We start from the raw sequence: 22,092 nt of genomic DNA, 5'->3' as shown, positions 1-22,092 counted from the left end.
CTAAAATCAATCTATTGGTTCCAGCCAGGCCAGGGCTTCAGGCATCAGCTCGGACGCCAGCTCCCTGACGAGCCTGCGGGCCACGTCCGCGGAGGGCAGTCCTGCGTTGCGGGCCACTTCGTCCGGCACGTGGCTGGAGGCCGCGTCCTGCTCCAGTTCGCGCCAGGCTTCGCGGCGGGCTGAGTCCACTCGCTCTCGGGCTTCCGGGGACAGTCGCTCCAGCGCCCATGCGTGGATGGCCCAGGACAGCTCCGCGTGCCTCAGCTCGTCCGGGGCGATGGCGCCCAGGGACTCGCGCACCCGCGCGTCCTCCGCGCTCCGGGCCTGCCAGCCCGCCAGCAGCGCGCCGTAGGTTTCGCGCACGCAGCCCTCCACCGCGTTCTCGATGGCGAGCGCCTCCAGGGACCGCGCCTGGAACGGCGCCACCTTCAGCTCCGGCATCGGCGCTCCGTGACGGCGGGCCAGCGACTCCATCGCCTCCGCGTGGCGGACCTCGTCCTTCGCGGAACGCTTGGCGGCCCGCACCAGGCGCTCCGGGGCCCCGTGCTCGGCCAGCTCTTGCGCGAGCCTTTCGAAGGCCGGCACGGACGCGGCCTCCAGGTGCGCCATCCTCGCGAAGAGCGCTCCCAGCGCGGGCGTCTCCGAAGCCACCGCGCCGTCGCTGCACAGGCCTTCCGGCCTGCGCCCCTCACAGAGGAATTGGGCCTCGCAGTTCACCGACTCGACGACGCTGCCGTCCGCTCCTTCCTCCGTGACGCGGGAGCAGGGCGTCCTGGCCCCGAGCGCATCGCACAGCGCCTCGCAGGAGGTGTCCTTCGTGGGGACGCTTCCGTCACGCAGGGTGGCGGGGAGGGGGGAGTTCTGCTGGCTCCAGTTCTCATCCGGATCACATCCCCACGTCGAGGAACACCCCACCCCCAACGTGGCGACGGGCGCGAGCAACCACAGACGCCTGAACACGGGACGCAGCTTGCTGCGGGACATGCGGACTCCTGCTTCCATCACGAACCCGCCGGCCCCCGGGCCCCCTCAAGCCTACTCGAACTTCCGTCAGGCCTGCGTCCGCGCGGAGCGCCTGCGCAGCCAGTTGCGCAGGAAGGCCTTCACCTCTGGATGCTGCGACTGGCGGAAGTGGTCCGGCGGGCCGTACTCCACCACGCGGCCCTCGTGCATCAGCGCCAGGTTGTCCGCCATGCCGAAGGCGGAGGCCACGTCCGGCGTAATCACCAGCGACGTGGCGCCCAACTGCTGCTTGCCCGTGGTGATGATCTCGTTCACCGCCGCCGTGGTGAGCGGATCCAGGCCCGCCGTGGGGTCGTCGTAGAGCAGGATCTTCGGCTGGAGGATGGTCGCTCGCGCGAAGCCCACGCGCTTCTGCATGCCGCCGGACAGCTCTCCCGGGAAGCGCGTGGCCGCGTGCGACAGGCCCACCTTCCCCAGCGTCTCGTTCACCGTCTTGGTGATGTCCGGCTCGGACATCTTCGTGCGCTCGCGCAGCGGGAACGCCACGTTGTCGAAGACGTTCAGCGAGTCGAACAGCGCGTTCGCCTGGAAGAGGATGCCCAGCTTGCGGCGCATCTGGTTGAGCTCGGGCTCGTTCATCTTCGCCACCTCCTCGCCCTCCACCAGCACCACGCCCCGGTCCGGCCGCATCAGGCCCATGATGTGCTTCATCAGCACCGTCTTGCCCGAACCGGACACGCCCATCAGCACGCAGGTCGTGCCCTCCGGCACCACCAGGTCCACGCCCCGCAGCGCCGCCTGCCCGCCAAACGACTTGTGCAGGTCCCGCACCTCGAGGGTCAGCTTCGGCGCCGGCTCACGGCTCGCGTCACTCATCGCCCCGGCACCCTACCGCGCACGCCCCGCCGGCCGCTCCGGATTCACGCCGCCTGCCCGCTCCCCCGCTTCCGGCGCGCGCGGTGGACCCCGAATCCCAACAGCCCCAGCAGGCCCGCCCCCACGGACACCCCCACGAGGACCCCCTGCCCCGTGCCCCCGGCGGCGGGCCGCACCGGCACCAGCGCCGCGTCCCCCATCACCCCCAGCCCGGCCCACATGGCCGCGGGCTCGCCATCCTCCCAGGCCTCGCGCTGGGCTTCGCGCAGCGCCGACGCCGCGTCCCGCCCCTTCGCCAGGTGCCGGTAGTAGCGCTCCAGCAGCGCCGCGGCCTCGGCGTCGCGCATGGGCCACAGGCTGGCCACCACCGCTCGCGCTCCCGACTCGAAGAAGGCCCGCGCGAGGCTCAGCACCCCTTCGCCCGCGAGCAGCGCGCCCGAGGCTCCCCGGCAACTGGAGAGCACCACCAGCGCGTCCCGCAGCCGCAGCTCCGCGATCTCCCTCGGCTGGAGCAGGCCGTCCTCCCCTGCCTCGCCCGGGGCCAGCACCAGGGCGGAGCGCTCGGGGGACTCGACGTCCACGACCGCGTGCGCGGCCATGTGGAGGATGCGCACCGCGTCCCAGCGGGCCGCCTTGAGGGCCTGCTCGGAGGCTTCCGCACCCATGAGCAGCCGGGGCTTCACGCCCGTGTCCTCCAGGGACTCGCTCACGGAGCGGCCTTCGCGTCGCGCCTCCGGAAGCGCGCCCAGGCTCGCGGTCTCCAGGAACATGCCGCCTCTCGCGGAGGCCACTTGCGTGCCCTGAAGGGTGTCGCTCCGGTCGGGATCCGCCAGGACCAGGGCCTCGCCCTCGGGAGGGCGGGCGGGCTGCGCGCGCCAGTAGTGGAGCAGGCTCGCGGAGGGCACCCGCGCCAGCTCGTAACGGGTCATCAGCGGCGGGCCGTCCGCGTGCTCCCGCAGCGCGGCGAAGGGCAGGTCGTGCAGCGGGCCATCCGGCACGAGCAGCAGGCGCGACACCCTTGGCGGAAGGCCCCGCAGCGCCGGGGCGAGCAGTTGCGCGTACAGCGCCGCGGCGGCGGCGGCCTCTGAACCATCGCGGCGCTCGATGAGACCCGACAGGAGCGCCACCGAGGGGCGCAGCCGTGCTCGCTCCGGGATGCGGTAGGCGCGCGTCCCCTCGCGGGTCACCGCCATCACCCACGCGCCCCCCTTGTGCGCGCCCTGGAGGTCGTGGTCCGCCCCCACGAGGAAGACGAGCAGTGCCTCCTCTTCGCCCAGGCGCTGCTCGGTCGCGGCGAGCGACGCGAACGAGAGCTCCGCGCGCCGGGCCGCCGGACGCAGCTCGCGTTCGCGGCGCTCCAGCTCCTGGAGCGCTCCCAACAGCCCCTTGCGCTCGGACGCGGACAGCGCCGGTTCCAGCAGCCGCCTCTGGGTGACGGACAGGCTGCGCAGCACGCCGTCGCGCGCCTTCCGTTGCTCCGGTGCCTCTGCTTGCATCGCAAGCGCGCGGGAGGCCACCAGGGCCTCGAACAACGTCCTCGCCCGCAGGCGCTCGCTCACCGCGAAGGCGCGCTCCAGGGCCTCGCGGGGTGGCACGGCGGAGGCTTCTCCGGCCTCCAGGGTGCGGCCCGCGAGCCGGTGGTAGTCGCTGGCCCAGCCGGAGAAGAGCTCGGCCTGGCTGGTGGCATCCCGCTGCCACTGACGCAGCACCTCCACCGCGTCGAGCGCGCGCTCCGCCTCGCCCAGGGCCTCCGGCAGTGGCCGCGTTCGGAAGGCCACCGTCGCCCGTGCCCGCCAGGCGGAGGCGAGGTAGAGCGGGTTGTCGTGCTCGGCGGCCAGGGCCAGGGCCTCGTCCACGTCGCGCCACGCGGCGGCCGCATCCACCGCGGCCCGGCGCTCGGCGCGCGTCCACAGACAGGAGATGCGCCGCTCGGGCAGGTCCTTCTCCCGGGCGATGTCGATACAGCGGCCCAGGGCGTCCTCCGCTTCCCTCCGCTCCCCGGGCTCGTCCCCCAGCAGCTCCGCCACGAGGCGCAGCGACATCGTCTCGAAGGCCTTGCTGCCCGCGCGTTGGGACGCCGCGAGCGCCTCCCTCGCGAGCCGCATCAGCTCCGGCCGGCCCCCGGGTTCGGGATGCTCCTCGCGCCGCCGCCAGGCGAGGTTCGCGAGCGCGAAGCGCACCCGCGCCTCCGTGCCCGCGTCCTTCGTGCGCTCCGCCAGCTCCGCGAGCCGTGCATACAGGTCCTGCGCCTCGTCGAAGCGCCCCAGGTTCAAGCTCACCGTGGCCAGCGGGCTGAGCAGTTGCTTCTTCATGCCGTCCGTGCCGTCCGGGAAGGTGAGCACCTCCGCGCGCTTGAGCAGGCGGTAGGCGCGTCCCAGGTCCTGTCCCAGGTCGGAGAGTTCGGCCGCCTCCAGGATGAGCGCGCGCACCTCCAGCCGGGGGTCCCCGGAGGCCCGGGCCACCTCACCCACCCGCAGAACCCACTGGTGCGCCTCCTCCGTCTGGCCGCGCATCCCCAGCACGCTGCGCAGGTTGATGCCGGCCATCACCTCGCCCTCCGCGTCCCCCAGGTCGCGGAAGGCGAGCGCCGCGCGGCGGTACGACGCCTCCGCCAGCACGGGCTCGGACAGCAGCTCCACGTGGCCGAGCACCAGCGTGAGCCACGGGCGGTCCGGGTGCCGCGCGATGAGGCCCTGGAGCCTGCGCCGGGCCTCGTCGCGCCCCGCGGGCCCCTGGGCGCTCCGGTAGAAGCACATCGCCGCGTCGGAGTCCTCCGGGTGGGCGTTGAAGCCCTCCTCGCACCTGGTGAGTCCGGAGGGCTCCGCGGAGGCGGCGGCCCGCTCGGGGACGCACAGGGCCAGCCCCACCACCAGGGTGAAGCCGCCCCGTCGTCCCATGCGCTGTCGCCGCCTTCCGGTCACCTCAGAGGGTCTCCGCCACGCATCCGCCCATGGCCGTGACAGGCTCCGGCATGCCCGTCGCCGGGTCGTAGGTGTAGAGGGTAATCTCGCAGGAGGTGCTTTGGGGAGGCGGCTCCGCCGCAAGCCCCGCCCGCTCGAGGACCAGGACACCCGCGGCCATCTTCTCCGCGCCCGCCGGCAGGACGAGCTGCGCGCGGACCCCGTCCGAGGAGGGAGCGCGGGCGCTCACCCGCAGCGGGGATCCCGAGCTCACGGTCCCCGTGACGGTCGCGAGCACGACGTCGTGTGCATCCAGGATGCGCAGGGTCACGGGCACCATCGTCGGCGCCCGCAGGGTGCCCGCCTCCACCACGGAGGCCACCACCGTGTCATGCGTGGCGCCCGTCAGGGGCGGCGTGGTCACGACCACCGTGTACAGCGGGGCCGCGGCCTGCGCCGCGACCACGACACCCCACAGCAGCGCCATCATCGACAGCGCGCGCACGAATCCCCTACCCACATTGATTGCTTTCATTGCATCCCCCTCTGTATGTCATTGGGCCGCCGGCCTGGCCCAAGGTGGTGCGGCACTCACCGCAACCGGTTCACGAACGTACTGCCGCGCTGGACGCTTCCATCCGGAAGCCGCGCCTCCACCTGCCACAGGACGCGCGCCCCGGAGGGCAGCTCCGCGAGCACGTCCGGCGGCACCGTGTACTCGCGCGACTCCAGCCGCTCCGCGCGATGGAACACCTTCAAATCCTCCGACGACACCTGCACGCTCCAGGACACCGCCTGGGGCACGCCGCTCCAGCGCAGCACGAACCGCTCGCGCGGAAGCGCGGTGGCCTCCGGCACCTGCGAGGTGATGGCCCCCGACGCACCACCGCGGATGCGCGCCGGGTCCTCCCTCGCCTGCTGCTGCCGCACCACCACGACCGCGCCCACCAGGACCACCACCGCCGCCGCCATCGCGGCCCATGCGGGCCTTGCCTGCCAGGAGCGCCGGGCGGTCAGCGGCACCACCTTCGCGGGTGCCTCCTCGCCTGCCGCCGGCGGCGCCGCCTCCCCCTCCGCCGGAGCCCCCCGCTCCGCCTCCGCCGCTGCCCGCGACATCGCCTTCGCCAACCGCCACGCCCGCGCCCAGGCGGGATCCGCCGAGACGCGCTCGACGACCGCCCGGCGCTCCTCCACCGGCAGCTCCTGCCTCACCGCGCGCCAGACGAGGTCCGCGTCCACCGGCTCCCCCTCCGCCTCGTCCTCGCGCAGCGCCGTGCGCAGCCGCTCCACGCCCGCGGCCTCCAGCGTTTCATCCTCGGGACGGCGGTCGCTCACGGCTGGACTCCCTTCAGGGAGAGACAGGCACGCAGCGCGCTCAACCCCCGGTAGATGAGGTTCTCCGTCCGCTTCGCCTCCCACCCCAGCAGCTCCGCGGCCTCCGGAACGGTGTGCCCCTGCAGGTGCAGCGTCACGGCGAGCCGGCGGTCCCGCACCAGCCCCTGAAGACAGTCACGCACGGCCCGGGCAATCTGCGCGGCCCCCGCCGCCCGCTCCGGGTCCCCCGGCGCCACCGGGTGTTGAGGCCCCTGCTCCACCTCCTCCAACGCCACCTCCTTGCGCGCCCCCATCCGCCGAAGCTCGTCGATGAGCGTCGTGTACGCCACCCGGTACAGGTACGCGGGGGTCAGCTCCGCCTGGCCCTTCGTGCGCCCGCGCAGCTCCACCACCTTCATCATCGCGACCTGCAACAGGTCCTCCCGCCGGTCCGCGAGCGACGCGGGACAGACGCTCGCGAGCGCCCGGCCCAGGTCCCGCCGCAGCGTCTCCAAACCGGCGTCCGGGGAAGCTCCCGCCCATGGGCCGTGTCGCAACTCCAAGATGCCTCTCCTCGCGAAAAGGGCGCCGAGCGTCGTTCGAACGCATCATCGGCGCCCGGGAGAAGCCGGGCAATCCGGGAAAATTCCCCAGCGTCCACGAGCGCTGGGGAATGACACTCGCGCTACCGGAGGTTCGCGTCCCAGGCAATCAGGCGCAGGTCCCCGCCCCCCGTGCCCGTCGTCAGGCGCACGGCGGTGACGACGAGCCGGACGCCCACGGTGGTGGAGGTGGCGGACAGGCCGGACACGATGGCGCCCGCGCGCTCCTTGCCGGTGCGGCGCACCTTGCCGTCCACGCCCACGTCCCAGGTGTAGACGCGCAGGTTGCCCGTGGTGTCGCGCACCGGGGTCACCAGGTGCGCGCCGCCCACGCGCGTCGCGCTCAGGTCCAGGATGGCCTCGCCGTCCTCGTGGTCACGGCGCACGAACTGTCCGGCCGCGGTGACGTCGAAGGAGATGTTGCGCAGCACCCCGTTGGTCAGGCGCGTGCTGGCCACCACCACGTCGCGCGAGCCGTCCGGCACGGTGACGGTGCTGAGGGCCAGGTCCGTCACCGCGCCCGCCAGGTGGGTGCCCCGCGGGATGAGCGTCTTCTGCGGAGTGATCTCCCACGCCGTCAGGCTCAGGTTGCCCCCCGGCGTGCGCACCGCCGTGACGACGCCGGTGAAGCGGCCCACGTCCCCGTCCACGCGGCCGTTGAGGATGGGCGTCATCGCCACCTTCGTCGCCTCCTCGCCAAAGCCGTTGCCCATGCGGGTCACCGTGTCCAGCGTCGTGGTCGTCTCCCAGGTGCTGACCTTCAGGTGGCCCGTGGCGTCGCGGATGGCGCTCACCACGCCCAGCCCCGAAGGCAGCGCGGCGACGTTGATCTCCGTCGCGTCCGCGTCACCGCCGGCCTCGCCCTTGCGCACGATGGCGCCGTTCGAGGCGACCTGCCAGGCGATGAGCTTGAGGTTCCCGCCGCCATCCCGCAGCGCCGTCACCACGTCGCGGGTGGAGCCGCTGTGCGGGTGGGCCATGGCGATGGAGCTCGCGGCGCCCGCGGAGGCCTCCTGGAGCTTCGTGAAGTTGCCGCCCCCCGTGAGCTGCCACGAGCCCAGCGCCAGCCGCCCCGTCACGTCCCGCGTGGCCGTCACCACCATGCTGCCCGAGGACGCCGTCGCCACCTCCAGCACCGGGTCCCCGGTGATGTCGCCCCGGCGCAGCAGCGGATCCGGGTGGATGGCGGAGGGGAACTGGTCGAGCGCCTGGTTCTGGAGCGGGTCGAAGACGAGCGGCGAGTCGAAGTCCACGTCGCCGTTCTTCCGCCACGCGTGGGAGAAGGGCAGCGGCAGGGACGTGCCCACCGTCGTGTCGCTCGTCATGGGCTGCAGGTGCACGTGCAGGTGGGGATTCGACGAGGCGCCGGAGCTGCCCACGCGGCCCAGGAACTGCCCGCGCTTCACGCGCACCCGCTGCGCCGCGGGGACGATGACCTCCCGGGGCAGGTCCCCCACGCGGTCCTCCGCGTCCGCCACGTAGGTGTCGTTGAAGGGGCAGAGCTCCTCCGGGACGCTCCCGGGCTGCAGGTGCGCGTAGAGGATGATCTTCCCGTCGTCCGTGCGGACGTTCACGTGGTTGCCCGAGCGCGGGATGCGCAGCGGGTTGGAGGTGCGGCCCGGGTGGGGCACGTCGTCACCGCCGTACACCACCGGCTTGAGGCCCTCCGGGGCGTTGCGCCAGCAGGTGAGCACCTCGCCGTCCGCGATGGCGGAGACGGGCAGCCCGTAGATGACCCAGTCGGAGTTCTTCGGGTCGGCCGCGTAGTCCGCGAAGGGAAGCTTCACGCGGGTGAAGCGCTTCGCGTCGTCGTCGAAGCGCACGGCCTCCAGGTCGCGGTTGTTCGTGCCGCCGTGGCCGCTGGCGATCCACCAGTGGCTGCCCTCGGGCAGGTCCGCGCTGGCGCCGGGAAAGGCATACGTCTGCGCGGACGCGCTGAAGCCCAGGGTGGAGAAGGCCACGGCGGTGAGCCGGGCCACGGAACGGAGGCGTGGGGACGGTGACATGGGGTTGCTCCCGAGGCGGGGCGCCCGGCGGCCGTGAGGGCCGTTCCGGTTTCGCGCCTGCCCCCACCCAACGCAAATGCCCCTTTTTTCCCCTCACCCCCGCCGCGCGATTCCTCACACCCGACCCGGTGTCTCGGGTCTTCGCCGCGCCCTGAGGCCCGGAGGCCCGGAGCCCCTCAGCCCAGCTTCATGCACTTGGGCCGCGCGAGCAGCCGGTCCACGTAGGCCTCCAGCTTCGGACGCCCCGTCGAACCGCCCAGCATGCGCTGGTAGATGAACATGGAGCCGATCATCACGTCCGCGGCGGTGAACCAGTCGCCGAAGAGGTAGGGCCCGTCCCCCAGCTCGCGCTCCATGGCGTCCAGCGTCTGCGCGTACTCCGTCCACCCGCGCTGCGGCGGCGTGGGGGCCTTGGCCATGTGGTCGCCCATGGACGGCTCCAGTTGGGACGTGGAGTACACCATCAGCGACAGGTACCGGCCGCGCTCGGGCGCATCCAGACCGGGTGCCAGCTTCGCCCGCGGGTACTTGTCCGCGACGTAGAGACAGAGGGCCGCGTTCTCGAACACGCGCGCCGCTCCATCCACCAGCGCGGGCAGCTTGCCGGCGGGGTTCACCTTGAGGAACTCCGGCGACTTCTGCTCCCGCTTCTCCAGGTCGATGGGCACGATTTCGTACTCGGCCCCCGCCTCGTCGAGCATCCACTTGCCAATGATCGCCCGGCTGCGCGGATTGAAATAGAGCTTCATGCAGGCACCCTTTCGCGAGTCGTGGTTCAGGGAACGGCCGTCCCCAGCTTCTGGAGCGCGGCCGCCGCGTTGGCGTTCTTCGGGTCCAGCTCCAGGGCCTTGCGGTAGTTCACGCGCGCCTGCTCCTTGTCGCCGACCCCGAGGTACGCCTCGCCCAGGCTGTCATAGCCGTTGCCCACCTTCGGGAACACCTCCACGTTGAGCTTGAAGATTTCCACTGCGTCCGCCGCGCGGCCCGTCCGGAGCAACTGGTAGCCCAGGCTGTTGAGCTGCTCCTCGGAATAGTCATACGCGTCAGGCCTGGTGGCCTTCAGCTCGCGGTAGTGCGCGATGGTCTTCGCGATGGGCTGCTTGTCGAGCGTCTGGCTCAGCAGTTCCCGGATGCCCGTCCGGGGCGCCTTGGGCGGGATGCCGTGGAGCACGCTGAAGAGGCCTGCGGCCAGCGGCTTGAGCTTGTCGCCGCGCGACGTGTTGTCCAGGAGGATGACCACCTCCCGGCTCGCGGGCACCCGGTAGATGCGCGTGCTGAAGCCGTTGATGCCGCCGCTGTGGTTGATGGTGGCCAGCTCCGTCTTGCCGTCGTCCAGCTTCAGCGGGTCCATGGAGAAGCCGTAGCCGTAGTTCTCCAGGCCGGGCGTGAACATCTTCTGCTTGAGGGCCTCCGGCAGGAGCTTGTCCTCGTAGAGCGCCCGGTCCCAGCGGTAGAGGTCCTCCACCGTCGAGTACAGCGACCCGGCGGCGTACGGCACGGACATGTCCAGGTAGGGGGCGTTGACGTAGCCCTCCGGCCCCAGCTCGTAGCCGCTGGCGCGCTTGGGGAGCACCGTCGCGGCGACGTCGTAGCCGGAGTCCTTCATGCCCAGCGGCGTGAAGATGCGCTCCCGCACCGCCTGCGCGTACGTCTTGCCGGTGACGCGCTCGATGATGGCCCCCAGCAGGAAGTAGCCGGAGTTGCTGTAGGCGAACTTCGAGCCGGGCTCGAACTCCAGGTCGCCGCTGGCGAACCGCTTCACGAAGTCCGCGACGGGGTACGGCACGCGCGAATCCCGGGCGAAGAAGTCCGGCAGGCTCGTGTAGTTGGGGAGGCCCGACGTGTGGTTGAGCAGGTGGGCGACGGTGATGCGCGAGCCCGTGTCCTGGCGGTAGTCCGGCAGCGCCGACGCCACCGTGTCTTCGAGCTTCAGCTTCCCCTCCGCGACCAGTTGGAGGATGACCATCGCGGTGAACTGCTTGGACACGGACGCGAGGCGGAACTTCGTGTCCGGCGTGTTGGGCACGTTCCACTCGAAGTTGGCCTGGCCGTAGGCCTTCTTCAGGACGACGCCCTTCTCGTTGGCCACGAGCGCCGCGCCGTTGAACTGGCGCAACTGGTGGTACTGCGTCAGCAGCCTGTCCAGCTCCTGCTGCCGCGTCGCGGCACCGGCTGCGATAGGGATGACCAGCAGCGCCATGGCCAGCACGCGCAACGGGTTCCAGGTCATTCGGGGGCTCACTCGCATGCGCCTCCCTACGCCCCGTTGGCGGGGCGATTGCATCCTCAGGCGGTGTCGAAGCGGCGGAAGAACCAGCGGTTGAGCACCACCGCGCAGCCCAGGTACAGCGCCACCAGCGCGCCCAGCGCGGCGAGGATGGCGGGCGGCGGCGGCACGAAGCCGAAGTAGTGCCCCAGCGGCGTGAAGGGCAGCACGCACGCCACCGCCACCACGCCCAGCGACGACAGCACCAGGAGCCGCGCGGGGCGGCTGCGCGCCACGCCGCCCCGGGTGCGGATGATGAAGATGACCAGCACCTGCGTGGTCAGCGACTCCATGAACCAGCCCGTCTGGAACAGCGGCGCCCCGGCGTGGAAGCCGTGCAGCAGCACCGTGAAGGTCGCCGCGTCGAAGAGCGAGCTGAGCGTGCCGAACACCGCCATGTAGAGGCGCACGAAGCGCAGGTCCCAGCGGGTGGGCCGCGAGAGCTGCTCCGCGTCCACCGTGTCCAGCGGGATGGCCAGCTCCGACACGTCGTAGAGCATGTTGTTGAGGAGGATCTGGATGGGCAGCATGGGCAGGAACGGCAGCACCAGCGACGCCAGGGCCATGCTCAGCATGTTGCCGAAGTTGGAGCTGGTCCCCATGCGGATGTACTTCATGACGTTGCCGAAGGTGCGCCGCCCCTCCTGGACGCCGTCGTGCAGGACGCCCAATTCCTGGCGCAGGAGCAGGAGCGCCGCGGCCTCGCGGGCGACGTCCACCGCGCCCGCGACGGAGATGCCCACGTCCGCCTCGTGCAGCGACGGCGCGTCGTTGATGCCGTCCCCCAGGTAGCCCACCACGTGGCCGCGCTGCCTCAGCGCGCGCAGGATGCGGCTCTTCTGCGCGGGGGACACGCGCGCGAAGACGGTGGTGTCCTCCGCCCGCGCGCGCAGGCCCGGGTCGTCCAGCAGGGCCAGCTCCGCGCCGTTGAGCACGCCCCGCACCTCCAGCCCCAGCTCCTGGCAGACGTGCACCGCCACCCGCGCGTTGTCGCCCGTCACCACCTTCACCGCGATGCCCGCGTCGCGCAGCGCCGCCAGCGCGGGCCGGGCGCTCTGCTTGGGCGGGTCCAGGAAGGACGCGAAGCCCGCGAAGACGAGGCCCGTCTCGTCCTCCGGGGACAGCGGCTCGCGCTGGGACGGGGCGTCGCGCCAGGCCAGCCCCAGCACCCGGAAGCCCTGCTCGCCCAGGGCGTCGGCGCGGGTTTGCAGCGCCTCGCGCGCGTCCACGTCCAGGGCCCGCGGCGGGCCCTCCGGGACTTCACACGCCTCGCAGCGGGACAGCAGGGCCTCCGGCGCGCCCTTCACCACCAGGACGCGGCGGCCCTCCTTCTCCAGCAGCACGGACACGCGGCGGCGCTCGAAGTCGAAGGGCAGCTCGTCCTGCTTGCGCCAGCCCTGCGTGCACTCCGCGCCCCGGGCCAGGATGGCCTCGTCCATGGGGCTGCGCAGGCCGGTGGCGAAGTGGCTGTTGAGACAGGCCCACGCGAGGGTGCGCTCGCTGCGCCGGGCGGCGGCGTCCTCCGTGCCCGCCAGCCGGATGTTCGCCTCCGTGAGCGTGCCCGTCTTGTCCGTGCACAGCACGTCCATGCAGCCCAGGTCGTGCACCGCGCTCAGCCGCTTGACGATGACCTCCTGGTCCGCGAGCCGCAGGGCGCCCCGCGCCAGCGTCACCGAGACCACCATGGGGAGCAGCTCCGGCGTGAGCCCCACCGCCAGGGCCATGGCGAAGAGGAAGGACTCCAGCAGCGGGCGCTCCAGGGTCAGGTTCACCAGGAGCACGAACAGGACCATCAGGACCGTGAGCCGCATCAGCATCACGGAGAAGCGGCGCGTGTCCCGCTCGAAGGCGGTGGAGGCGACGGGCGCGTCCAGCCCCTGGGCGATGCCGCCGACCTCCGTGTCGCGGCCGGTGGCGAACACGAGCGCGCGGGCCGTGCCTCCCAGCACGGACGTCCCGGCGAAGACGGTGTTGTCCACCTCCGCGAGCGGCGCGTCCGCGGGCGCCAGGCCCGGCGTCTTCTCCACGGGGTAGGGCTCGCCGGTGAGCAGCGATTCGTTGACGGACAGCGCGTGCGATTCCAGCAGGCGCGCGTCCGCGGGCACGCGGCTGCCGGTGGCCAGCAGGACCACGTCCCCGGGGACGAGCTCCGTGGCGGGCCGCTCCTGCTCCACGCCGTCGCGCAGCACCCGGGCGCGCAGGGCCACCGCGCCGCGCAGGCGCTCCGCCGCGTTGCTGGCGCGGTGCTCCTGGACGAAGTCCAGCGTCACGCTGATCAACACGATGACGGCGATGATGGCGGAGCTGGTCAGGTCGTGGACGACGGCCGAGATGCCGCTCGCCACCAGCAGCACCAGCACCAGCGGGTTGCCCAGCCGCAGCAGCAGCTCCAGCGGGAGCGAACGGCGCCGGCGGGACTCCAGCTCGTTGGGGCCCAGGGACTCGAGCCGCTCCTCGGCCTCCTGGGAGGACAGCCCCTGGAGCGGGGCGCCCAGCCGGGCGCGCAGGGACTCCACCGGCTCGCTCCAGGCGGGGGGCCCTTCACGCGCCGGTGCCTGCCTCCGCCGCGCGCCGGAGTGACGCGGGGGGTGCGCCATGGGCCCGGTGCCCTGGCCGCTCGAGCGTTGGGCGCCCATCCCCGCAACGTGGGCAGGGTCCTCCGGGGTGACCAGCGGCCGGCGAGGGAAGGGGCGCGGCGCTCGGAGGGACGGCCCCGCTGCCCTAGCTGGCGTCGTCCCGCTTGAAGGAGAGGACCGAGGCCGCGTCCAGCCCCTGGAGGAACCGGACCGCGAGCGGCAGGGCGACGCGGCCTCCCACGCCGCCGCCCTCCACGAACACCGCGAAGCCGATGCCGTCGCGCACGCCGACGAACCACGCGTGGGTCTCCGGCGGCACGGACGTGCCGAACTCCGCGGTGCCGGTCTTGCCGATGAGCCCCTGGATGCTGGCGGCGGACTTCGCCGTGCCGTCCGTCACCACCGCGCGCATCAGCTCGCGGAGCATGTCCGTCGTGCCCGGGCCCAGGCGCGCCTCCGGGCCGGGCGCCGCGTCCGCGAGCAGGCTGGGCGCGTGCCAGACGCCGGTGGCCGCCGCCGACACGACGGTGGCCATGTGCAGCGGCGTCACCAGGACGCGGCCCTGGCCCATGGCGTCCGCCGCGCGCTCGGCGTCGTCCTTGGGCGGGGGGAAGGTGGCGCCGGGAGACGGCAGCCCCACGTCGTAGGACACCCCGAAGCCGAAGCGCCGGGCCGCGTCCTCCAGCGCGCGGGGGTCCAGCTTCGCCGCGAGCTGGATGAACGTCGTGTTGCACGACAGCGCGAACGCCCGCCGCAGCGTGGTGGCGCCCAGCACCTCGGACTCGAAGTTGCGGAAGCGCTTGCGGCCCACCGTCACCTCCAGGGGGCACTCCACGCGGGAGTCCGGCTTCAGGCCGCTTTCGAGCAGCGCCGTGGCCGTCACCAGCTTGAACGTGGACGCCGGGGGGTAGCGCCCCATCAGCGCGCGGTGCCACCCCTCGCCGAGCGGCCGGCTGGCCACCGCCAGCACCTGGCCCGTGGCCGTGTCCACCGCGACCAGCGCGGCCGGCCGGGTGACGTCCACGAGCGCCGCCTCCGCCGCCGCCTGCACGTCCATGCGCAGCGTGGTGCGCACCGCGCGCCCCGGCTCGCCTTCGAAGCGGTACAGCAGCTCGCTGCCGCCGGAGCGGCGCTGGAGCCGCACCTCGCCGGAGGGACGCCCCGCCAGCGTCCGCTCCTGCGCGCGCTCCAGGCCGGACAGCCCCACCACGTCGCCCGGCTGGTAGGGCATGCCCAGCGCCTGGAGCACCTCCGCGGTGATTTCCCCCACCCGGCCCAGCGTGTGCACGGCGAAGCCCTCCGCGGGGGAGAGGCGCGCGGGCCGCTTGCGGAAGAAGATGCCGGGCACCGGCGCGAGCACGGCGCGCACCTGCTGGTAGCGCTCCTGGCGCACGTCGATGAACGCGAGGAACTGCTCGGGCTGCGCGCTCGCGGCGTTCAGCGCGGCGAGCACCTTCGCGGGGTCCACGCCGAGCTGCGACTGGAGCACGCTGGCCACGGCCGCGCGGTCCTTCACCCGGCCCGGCAGCACGCCGACGCGGATCACCTCGCCCGGCTGGGTGAGCGGGTCGCCGTTCGCGTCGAGCAGGTCGGCGCGAGGGCCCCAGCTCCGCGTGCGGCCGAAGCGGTCTCCGGGCCGCGCGTCGGGATGGAACACCTCCGGCGTCCAGCGCGGGCTCCAGCGGCTGCCCCGGAGCACGAAGCGCAGGCGGGACTCGACCTCCCAGTCGCCCAGGCCGCGCAGCGTGTGCACGCCGCGGAAGCGCACCACCGCGGTGGTGGCGTCCTGGGACTCGAGCACCACCGGGTCGAAGCGCGAGGCGATGACGCCCAGGTCCTGCCGCCAGCGCGCGTGCTGCGCGTCGAAGTCAGGGGGCGCGTCCACGAGCATCCGGCGCTGCGCGGCCACGTCGTTGCGCGCCCAGGCGTCCAGGTAGCGCAGGGCCAGCGCCTCGACGCCTCCGGGCGCCACGGCGGGCGCGGTGGGCGCGGCGGGCTTCGTGGCTCGCGGCGCGCACGCGGGAAGCAGCAACAGGAGGCAGAGCCCCACCCAGGAAATGACCGCCCGTCCGTACACGCGTTCCCCTCTACCGCGCCCGCTTCGCCGAGGCGAACATCCGGCGGCCATCGTCTCCACCTGGACCGGCGGTCGGGCCGCCGCGCGCACGCGGAGCGTGGCTCAGCGGACCGTCTGCTCCTGGCTCCTGCTCGCGCCGTCGCCGGTCGCCGTGACGGTCAGCGGGTCGGAGGCGGCAGCGCGGACGTAGAAGAGGCCTTCGCGCTGCGGGTTCTTGAGGCTCACCACCGTCACGGGAGCGTCCGAGCAGTCCGGCAGCAGGTGGAAGGTCGCGCCGGGATCCGACGCGGCGAGCGTCACCTCCGGCACGGACAGCGGGGCCAGGTTGTCCGCCAGGTCCCGGCCCTGCACGACCAGCACCTCCGAGCACACGCCCACGTCCAGCGTCCGCGCCGGGGTGGCGAAGCCCACCTGCCGCGCATCGCCCTGGAGCGTCACGTCCACGGAGAGGGCGTTGTCCGGGTACTCGGCCGGGTCGTAGCCGGCACCGCTGATGCGGTTGCGGCTGATGAGGTTCGCGGTCCCGTTGTCCGAGATGGCGGCCTGATAGGAGCCCGTCAGGCCCGCCTTGGTCAGCGTGTTGTCGACCACCTGGATGTCCTGGGACTCGGGCGGGGGCGTGAAGTCGAGGTCCACCGCCTGGAGCAGGCTGACGCCGACGTCGTTCTCCGTCAGCACGTTGCCCTCGATGCGCAGGCCGTGGCACAGCTCGCGTCCCGCGCCGTAGTACGGGCCGCCGAACACCAGGATGCCGGAGCCGGAGTCGCGCTCGAAGATGTACGCGTTGCCCCGCACCTGGTTGCGCACCACCTGGCCGGAGACGCCGTGCGCGAGCTGGATGCCGATGCGCGCGATGCGGTCCGTGGGGCCCAGGCCGTCGATGTCGTTGTCCTCCACCGTCGCCGCCACGCGCCCCAGCACCACCACGCCCGCCTTCTGGTAGCCCGTGAGCCGGTTGTTCCGGACGGTCACCGCCACCTGCGCGGCGTCCGGCGCGAGGTTGCGCACGTCGATGGCGAAGCCCTCCTGGCAGCCGCCGATGTTGTCCGCCTGGTTCAGGTCCTCCACCACCGTGTCCTCGATGGTGCCGCCCGCGCCCTCCAGCAGGATGCCGCGCAGCCGGTCCGCGTCCCCGTCACACACGTCCGACAGGCCCCGCGCCGTCACCGTGACGTCCCGCACATTCGCCACCGCGCCCCGGTTGCGCAGCACCGCGCCCTTGTAGTGGTCCCCCGCGCCCGCCTCGGACGCGGTCAGCGTGTGCCCGCCCCCGTTGAACGTGAAGCCGTCCGGGATGAACACCGCGCTCTGCACCACGCAGTCCTCGCGCAGCGTCACCTCTCCCGGCGACAGCGTGATGGCGCAGGCGGTCTCACCCGGGCCGCAGCGCCGGCCCATCCAGGTCACGGGGAAGGAGTGCCGCGTGCTGGCGCCCGAGGCGTTCGTCACCACCAGCTCCACGGTGGGCGTCACGTCCGCCGGCAGGCAGGACAGCTCCGTCCAGTCCACCGTGCTCGCCGCGCCATTGCCCACCGGCGTGCCGAGCGCGCCGACGTTCGACGTCCAGGCGAACGTCATCGCCTCGCCGCGCGGATCCGCCGCGTTCACGGTGAAGGTCACCCGTTCGCCCGCGAGCGCGCTCGTGGCGGACTGCGACGTGGTCTCCAGGACCGGCGGCGCCTCCGCCCGCACGCACAGGTTCACGAGCTGCTCCGTGCTTCCACCGAAGCCGTCCTTCACGGCGCCCTTCAACTGGCAGGCGCAGTCCGGGGGCTCCGCCGTCGGAGTGAAGGAGGGCGTGGCGCGGGTGACGTCGTCGAAGGTGCCCTCGCACGTCGCGCTCCAGGAATACGTCAGCAGCTCGCCGGGCCCGTCCTCGTCCGTCACCGTCGCCTGGACCTGGAAGGGCGTGTCCCGCTTCACCTGCTGGGGAGCCCCGGGCACCACGGAGGGGACGGGGGCCCGGTTGAACCACGTCTTCCTCAGCGACGGGGGCGTGCGCACGGTGCCCACGCCGATGTGGAACTGGAGCGTGGACACCGCGCCCTGCGCGTCCGTGACACGCAGGCGGATCAACGCGTCATTCTTGAGGGCCGGGTCGTAGTCGGTACCGGCGTCGCCCCCGGTGCCAGCAGCGGGGGCCGGCGGGGGCGCCGCCGTCCATTCACAGACCGCGTCCTCGCAATCGAGCACCCCGCCGGAGGCGGTCCACTCGTAGGTCAGCGCCTGCCCCTCCAGGTCACTGGCCTCCGCGCGCAGCTCCACGGTGTCGCCAGGAGCCACGATGGCGCGCGGCGCACGCACCGCGTGGATGCGCGGCGCGTGGTTGGCCAGCCCCGGCAGGCCGGACTCGGGCTGGGGCACCAGGACCACGAGCGACTCCCCGTACTGCGGCAGCTTCACCCCGGCGTTCGGGCTCACGGAGGCCACCACCGCCTCCGCGGCGTCCTCGGCGGTCACGGTTAGCTGGAGCTCCTCCTCGGGAGACTCCGGCTTCACGACGGCCGACCACGCGAGGCCACCATCCGGATCCGCCGCCAGCGTCAGCGCCTTCGACTCCGTGGCGCCCGACGCATGCGTCACCGAGGCCGTCACCGAGGCGGCCTCCAAGGACCTGGGTGGCGCGACCACGAGCCGCGCGCCACCGGCCAGCGGCGCCGTGACGGCGGGATCCTCCTCCACGCAACCGAACGTGCTCAGCAGCAACAACCCCACGAGGTGCAACGCACGGGCAGGCTTCAGGGTCACGGCATCCTCGGGGAAGGTGGACGGGTCAGGGAACGATACCGGGGGATTCCCACACGTCCAATCCACGGGGGACCCAGGCCGTGCGAGCCCGGCGCGCCGTCCAATGTCTGCCAATGCTCCGCGACCCGAGGGCCAGTGCCACGGCAATCCCTGTACGGCGTCCCCTGACGTAAGCGAAGTCCTCCCACGAGCGTTCGCGCCATCCTCCCGCCGCATGGTCCCGCACGGCGCCGCGGTGTTGGGTTCCGCCGCGTGCACCCGCCCGAGTCCCGCCGTCCCCAGCCCTGGCCCATCCGGCTCACACACTGGGCCAACGTGCCGCTGCTCGCCATCCTCGCGGCCAGCGGGTTGCAGATCCTCGTCGCGTATCCGCGCATGGGGCCTCGCGGGCGGCCCTTCGCGCTCTACCCCTTCCAGGACGCCGTGCCGCCGTCGTGGCTGCGCCTGGGGGACTGGCTCGCGGGGGCGCGGAGCTGGCACTTCGCGTTCGGCTGGTTCCTGGCCCTCAACGGGTTCGCGTACGTGCTCTATCTCGCCATCAGCGGTGAGTGGCGCCGCCGCCTGTTCCTCCCGCGCCGCGACGCGCGCGACGCCGTGGCCACGCTCGCGTACTACCTGCGGCTGCGCCCCGCGCCCGTGCAGACGGGGCTCTACAACGGGCTCCAGCGGCTGGCGTACACCACGACCCTCGTGATGGGCGCGCTGTCCATCCTGTCCGGGCTCGTCCTCTACAAGCCCGTGCAGCTCCAGTGGCTCACAAGGCTCTTCGGTGGCTACGACCCCGCGCGCTTCGTGCACCTGCTGCTGCTCGCGCTGTTCGCGTTCTTCACCGTGGGCCACGTCATCCTGGTCGCCCTGCACCCGCGCACCTTCGGGGAGATGATCACCGGCGGGAGGAGGCCCGATGCCCGCTGAGCGCGTCCTCACCCGCCGCCGCGTCCTCCTGGGCGCCGCCGCGCTCGCCACCAGCGCGTGCGACTCCCAGCGTCCGCGCGCGGGCTTCCTCGGCGTGATGGACCGCTTCAACGAGCGCGCCCAGTCCGCCCTCTTCCACCCCGCCCGGCTCGCCCCCGAGGAGCCCATCGAGCAGCTCACCCCGCCCGGCGACTTCCCCCAGTACTTCATCTCCGAGACCGTGCCGCTGGCCCCCGCGGGCTGGCGGCTGGAGGTGGGGGGACTCGTGGCCCGGCCGCGCGCCTTCACGCTGGAGGAGCTGCGGCGGCTGCCCCGGACCGACTCCCGCATCCGCCACCACTGCGTGGAGGGCTGGAGCGCGGTGGCGTCCTGGCACGGCGTGGCCCTCCGCGACCTGGCGCGGGCCGTGGGCGCGGATCCGCGCGCGGGCTTCGTGGAGTTCCGCTCGTTCGACCAGGGCTACTACTCGTCCTGGGACGCGCCGAGCGCACTGCACCCGCAGACCGTGCTCGCGTACGGCATGAACGGCGCGCCGCTCATCCCCGGCCATGGCGCGCCGCTGCGCCTCTATTCGGGCGTGAAGCTGGGCTACAAGATGGTGAAGTACCTCACCACCGTGCGCTTCCTCCCGGAGGCCACGGGGGGCACCTGGGAGGACCGGGGCTACGAGTGGTTCGCGGGCGTCTAGGGCTTGGTGTTGACGACGCCCGGCAGGAACGGCGTGAAGCCGCGCTTGCGCAGGCTCTCGCGCTCGGCGAGCAGGGCCGCCAGGGCGGCCTCGCGCGTGGGGAAGTGGTTCACCGCGGCGCCGTTGATGACGCCGCTGGTGCCAATGAACATGAGCGTCATCTCGTCACCGCCGTAGCGGTACGAGCGGTGCGTGTTGCGCTCCAGCACCTCGCGGCGCACCTTGCCGAAGGTGCGCCCCGCCGTGTGGCGGACGACGAGCCCATCCAGGTTGATGAGCAGGTCCACCCGGCCGTTGAACTTGGCGAACTGCGCCTCCACGTCGCGGCGCCAGCGATCCACGTCCTCGTCCGTCACCAGGATGCAGTCGGTGAAGTTCGCGGTGACGACGTCGTGCTCGGCGTCGCGCTCGAAGGACATCCCCCAGGCCATGTCACGTCCTCCTTCAGGCCTGCGCGGCGTTGCCCGCGAGGAACGCCGACACCAGCGCGGCCGTCTCCGCCGGACGCTCCACCTGGGGGTAGTGCCCCGGCCCCGGCAGGTACGTCAGGCGCGCGTTCCGGATGAGCCCCACCACCGCCTGCCGCAGGAACGTGGGCGGCAGGAACGGATCATCCGTGGCCACCACCAGCGTGGGCGAGGTGATGGCGGACAGCCGGTCCGCGAAGCCGCCCGCCGTCCAGGAGTCGAAGCACTGCTCGATGGCGTCCTTCGACACCGCGCCCGAGTCCTTCAGCAGGACCTCCAGCGACTCCGGCGACAACTGCTTGCAGGCCAGGCCCAGGATGGTCTTCTGCTTCTCCCGGTCCCCTGCGGAGGTGCGGAACAGCCCGGCGGCGTCCGGGGGCAGCGGCAACCCGGCCGCAGGCACCGTGTTGAGCAGCACCAGGCCGCTGACGCGCGAAGGCGACCCCGCCGCCACCCACTTGGCGATCTGCCCGCCCATGCTGTGGCCCACCAGCGCGAAGCGCTCCGCCTTCGCGTGGTCCGCCACCGCGAGCACGTCCTTCGCGTACTGCTCCAGCGTGTACCCCGACGCCGGCCGTCCGGAGGCCCCGGTGCCCCGGTGGTCCGGGACGATGAGCCGCAGGCCGGTCATGTCCAGCTTCTCCAGCATGGAGTCCCACACCGCGCCGGACACCATCCACCCGTGCACCAGCACCACGTCGCGAGGACCGTCCCCGAACACCCGGTAGTGCAGGGGTGTTCCATCCGTCGCGTGGGTCGTGGGCATGGGGGCTGTCCTCTTCGGGGGGAAAGACTGAGAAGTCACGTCTTGCAGGGGAGGCGTAGCAAGCCACGACTGGGGCGTGGCCGTCCACATGCTCGGGGGTTGCCCGGCGGCCGGAAGGGCGAGCTGTCCTGACGGGTAGGTGGGCGGGGAGGGAATGAAGGGTGGGAGCGGGTGCGCGCTTGCGGCAGACTCGGGTGCGTCATGACGGATGGACGCAGCGGGACGGCGGGAGCGAAGCGCACGGTGTACTGCGAGGACGCGCTCGCGTGGCTGGAGGCGCGGCCGGTGCTGGAGGGGTGCTCGGTGGTGGCGTCGTTGCCGGACGTCTCCGAGTTCCCGCAGCTCACGGTGCCCCAGTGGAAGGACTGGTTCGTGGGGGCGGCGGCGAAGGTGTTGTCGCGGGTGCCGGCGGACGGGGTGGCGGTGTTCTACCAGTCGGACGTGAAGAAGGACGGCGCCTGGGTGGACAAGGGCTACCTGGTGTCGAAGGCGGCGGAGGCGGCGGGGTGCGACACGCTCTGGCACAAGGTGGTGTGCCGCCGGGCGCCGGGGACGGTGACGTTCGGGAGGCCGGCGTACTCGCACCTGCTGTGTTTCAGCCGGGGGTTGAAGGCGGACGCGGCGAAGTCCACGGCGGACGTGTTGCCGGACCCCGGCGAGGTGACGTGGACGCGAGGCATGGGGCTCAACGCGTGCCTGGTGGCGTGCCGCTTCATCCTGGAGCAGACGCGCACGCGCACGGTGGTGGACCCCTTCTGCGGCCACGGCACCGCGCTCGCGGTGGCCAACGCGCTGGGACTGGACGCGGTGGGCGTGGAGCTGAGCCGCAAGCGCGCACGCCGCGCGAGGAACCTCCAGGCCGCGTGGACGGGCGGGAAGCTGGTGCTCTCCAGCGCGGCCGGTGACGGAGACGACGAAGCCTGACGGC

17 protein-coding genes are annotated in these 22,092 nt (G+C 72.7%); 3 read left to right on the top strand and 14 right to left on the bottom strand.

All coding sequences use genetic code 11. The features are described from left to right. Window positions 1-6 precede the first annotated feature (6 nt). From K8556_RS35685 to K8556_RS35630, 12 genes are all read right to left on the bottom strand, one after another. On the bottom strand, window positions 7-984 hold the full coding sequence (locus K8556_RS35685) for a hypothetical protein (protein WP_223744587.1): 978 nt from the start codon (window positions 982-984) through the stop codon (window positions 7-9). A 66-nt stretch (window positions 985-1,050) separates the two neighbouring features. Next, window positions 1,051-1,839: an ABC transporter ATP-binding protein gene (locus tag K8556_RS35680; RefSeq protein WP_223744586.1), complete on the bottom strand. Its 789-nt coding sequence runs from the start codon at window positions 1,837-1,839 to the stop codon at window positions 1,051-1,053. Between the two features lie 44 nt (window positions 1,840-1,883). After that, entirely contained in the window at window positions 1,884-4,736 is a 2,853-nt protein-coding gene (locus tag K8556_RS39590; protein WP_304504029.1) for a CHAT domain-containing protein, read from the bottom strand. A 25-nt stretch (window positions 4,737-4,761) separates the two neighbouring features. Further along, a complete protein-coding gene (locus K8556_RS35670; protein WP_223744585.1) occupies window positions 4,762-5,274 on the bottom strand; it encodes a hypothetical protein in 513 nt (170 codons plus the stop codon). Between the two features lie 56 nt (window positions 5,275-5,330). Next, window positions 5,331-6,074, bottom strand: a complete 744-nt coding sequence (locus K8556_RS39320; protein ID WP_370640020.1) for a hypothetical protein — start codon at window positions 6,072-6,074, stop codon at window positions 5,331-5,333. Next, window positions 6,071-6,616 (bottom strand): RNA polymerase sigma factor, encoded by a 546-nt coding sequence (locus K8556_RS35660; RefSeq protein ID WP_223744584.1) that lies wholly within the window; start codon window positions 6,614-6,616, stop codon window positions 6,071-6,073. Before K8556_RS35660 ends, K8556_RS39320 begins: the two co-directional genes overlap by 4 nt. A 122-nt stretch (window positions 6,617-6,738) precedes the next feature. After that, entirely contained in the window at window positions 6,739-8,661 is a 1,923-nt protein-coding gene (locus K8556_RS35655; protein WP_223744583.1) for a M23 family metallopeptidase, read from the bottom strand. Between the two features lie 176 nt (window positions 8,662-8,837). Continuing rightward, on the bottom strand, window positions 8,838-9,410 hold the full coding sequence (locus K8556_RS35650) for a glutathione S-transferase family protein (RefSeq protein ID WP_223744582.1): 573 nt from the start codon (window positions 9,408-9,410) through the stop codon (window positions 8,838-8,840). Between the two features lie 26 nt (window positions 9,411-9,436). Next, window positions 9,437-10,891, bottom strand: a complete 1,455-nt coding sequence (locus K8556_RS35645) for a serine hydrolase (RefSeq protein ID WP_223744594.1) — start codon at window positions 10,889-10,891, stop codon at window positions 9,437-9,439. Window positions 10,892-10,947: 56 nt separating this feature from the next. After that, window positions 10,948-13,443, bottom strand: coding sequence for a magnesium-translocating P-type ATPase (mgtA, locus tag K8556_RS35640; protein WP_370640019.1), 2,496 nt, complete (start codon window positions 13,441-13,443; stop codon window positions 10,948-10,950). Window positions 13,444-13,648: 205 nt separating this feature from the next. Continuing rightward, window positions 13,649-15,580: a penicillin-binding transpeptidase domain-containing protein gene (locus K8556_RS35635; RefSeq protein ID WP_223744580.1), complete on the bottom strand. Its 1,932-nt coding sequence runs from the start codon at window positions 15,578-15,580 to the stop codon at window positions 13,649-13,651. Between the two features lie 102 nt (window positions 15,581-15,682). After that, complete coding sequence (locus K8556_RS35630; protein ID WP_223744579.1) at window positions 15,683-18,328, bottom strand: right-handed parallel beta-helix repeat-containing protein; 2,646 nt, start codon at window positions 18,326-18,328, stop codon at window positions 15,683-15,685. Window positions 18,329-18,580: 252 nt separating this feature from the next. Between K8556_RS35630 and K8556_RS35625 the strand changes: the two genes are divergently transcribed. Together K8556_RS35625 and K8556_RS35620 are read left to right on the top strand one after the other, a co-directional pair. Continuing rightward, window positions 18,581-19,243 (top strand): cytochrome b/b6 domain-containing protein, encoded by a 663-nt coding sequence (locus K8556_RS35625; protein ID WP_223744578.1) that lies wholly within the window; start codon window positions 18,581-18,583, stop codon window positions 19,241-19,243. Beyond that, window positions 19,233-19,931, top strand: coding sequence for a molybdopterin-dependent oxidoreductase (locus K8556_RS35620; RefSeq protein ID WP_223744577.1), 699 nt, complete (start codon window positions 19,233-19,235; stop codon window positions 19,929-19,931). Before K8556_RS35625 ends, K8556_RS35620 begins: the two co-directional genes overlap by 11 nt. Here the strand turns inward: K8556_RS35620 and K8556_RS35615 are convergent. Together K8556_RS35615 and K8556_RS35610 are read right to left on the bottom strand one after the other, a co-directional pair. Continuing rightward, window positions 19,928-20,362 carry a hypothetical protein gene (locus K8556_RS35615; protein WP_223744576.1) on the bottom strand — a complete coding sequence of 145 codons (435 nt, stop codon included), beginning with the start codon at window positions 20,360-20,362 and terminating at the stop codon, window positions 19,928-19,930. The genes K8556_RS35620 and K8556_RS35615 overlap by 4 nt on opposite strands. A gap of 13 nt (window positions 20,363-20,375) precedes the next feature. Further along, complete coding sequence (locus K8556_RS35610) at window positions 20,376-21,164, bottom strand: alpha/beta fold hydrolase (RefSeq protein ID WP_223744575.1); 789 nt, start codon at window positions 21,162-21,164, stop codon at window positions 20,376-20,378. A gap of 201 nt (window positions 21,165-21,365) precedes the next feature. On the opposite strand from K8556_RS35610, the gene K8556_RS35605 reads away from it, so the two are divergent. After that, a complete protein-coding gene (locus K8556_RS35605; protein ID WP_223744574.1) occupies window positions 21,366-22,088 on the top strand; it encodes a site-specific DNA-methyltransferase in 723 nt (240 codons plus the stop codon). The last annotated feature ends 4 nt before the right edge of the window (window positions 22,089-22,092 follow it).

The sequence above is a fragment of the Corallococcus sp. AS-1-12 genome, assembly GCF_020036995.1.
Taxonomy (GTDB): domain Bacteria; phylum Myxococcota; class Myxococcia; order Myxococcales; family Myxococcaceae; genus Corallococcus.
This window is presented reverse-complemented; position numbering and strand designations above follow the sequence as displayed.

Bases quoted from the DNA above. Each gene is read 5' to 3' on its own strand.
- K8556_RS35620 (WP_223744577.1), top strand. From the start codon at position 19,233: ATGCCCGCTGAGCGCGTCCTCACCCGCCGCCGCGTCCTCCTGGGCGCC.
- K8556_RS35685 (WP_223744587.1), bottom strand. From the start codon at position 984: ATGTCCCGCAGCAAGCTGCGTCCCGTGTTCAGGCGTCTGTGGTTGCTC.
- K8556_RS35610 (WP_223744575.1), bottom strand. From the start codon at position 21,164: ATGCCCACGACCCACGCGACGGATGGAACACCCCTGCACTACCGGGTG.
- K8556_RS35655 (WP_223744583.1), bottom strand. From the start codon at position 8,661: ATGTCACCGTCCCCACGCCTCCGTTCCGTGGCCCGGCTCACCGCCGTG.
- K8556_RS39590 (WP_304504029.1), bottom strand. From the start codon at position 4,736: ATGGGACGACGGGGCGGCTTCACCCTGGTGGTGGGGCTGGCCCTGTGC.
- K8556_RS35645 (WP_223744594.1), bottom strand. From the start codon at position 10,891: ATGACCTGGAACCCGTTGCGCGTGCTGGCCATGGCGCTGCTGGTCATC.
- K8556_RS35680 (WP_223744586.1), bottom strand. From the start codon at position 1,839: ATGAGTGACGCGAGCCGTGAGCCGGCGCCGAAGCTGACCCTCGAGGTG.
- K8556_RS35670 (WP_223744585.1), bottom strand. From the start codon at position 5,274: ATGAAAGCAATCAATGTGGGTAGGGGATTCGTGCGCGCGCTGTCGATG.
- K8556_RS35605 (WP_223744574.1), top strand. From the start codon at position 21,366: ATGACGGATGGACGCAGCGGGACGGCGGGAGCGAAGCGCACGGTGTAC.
- K8556_RS35615 (WP_223744576.1), bottom strand. From the start codon at position 20,362: ATGGCCTGGGGGATGTCCTTCGAGCGCGACGCCGAGCACGACGTCGTC.
- K8556_RS35650 (WP_223744582.1), bottom strand. From the start codon at position 9,410: ATGAAGCTCTATTTCAATCCGCGCAGCCGGGCGATCATTGGCAAGTGG.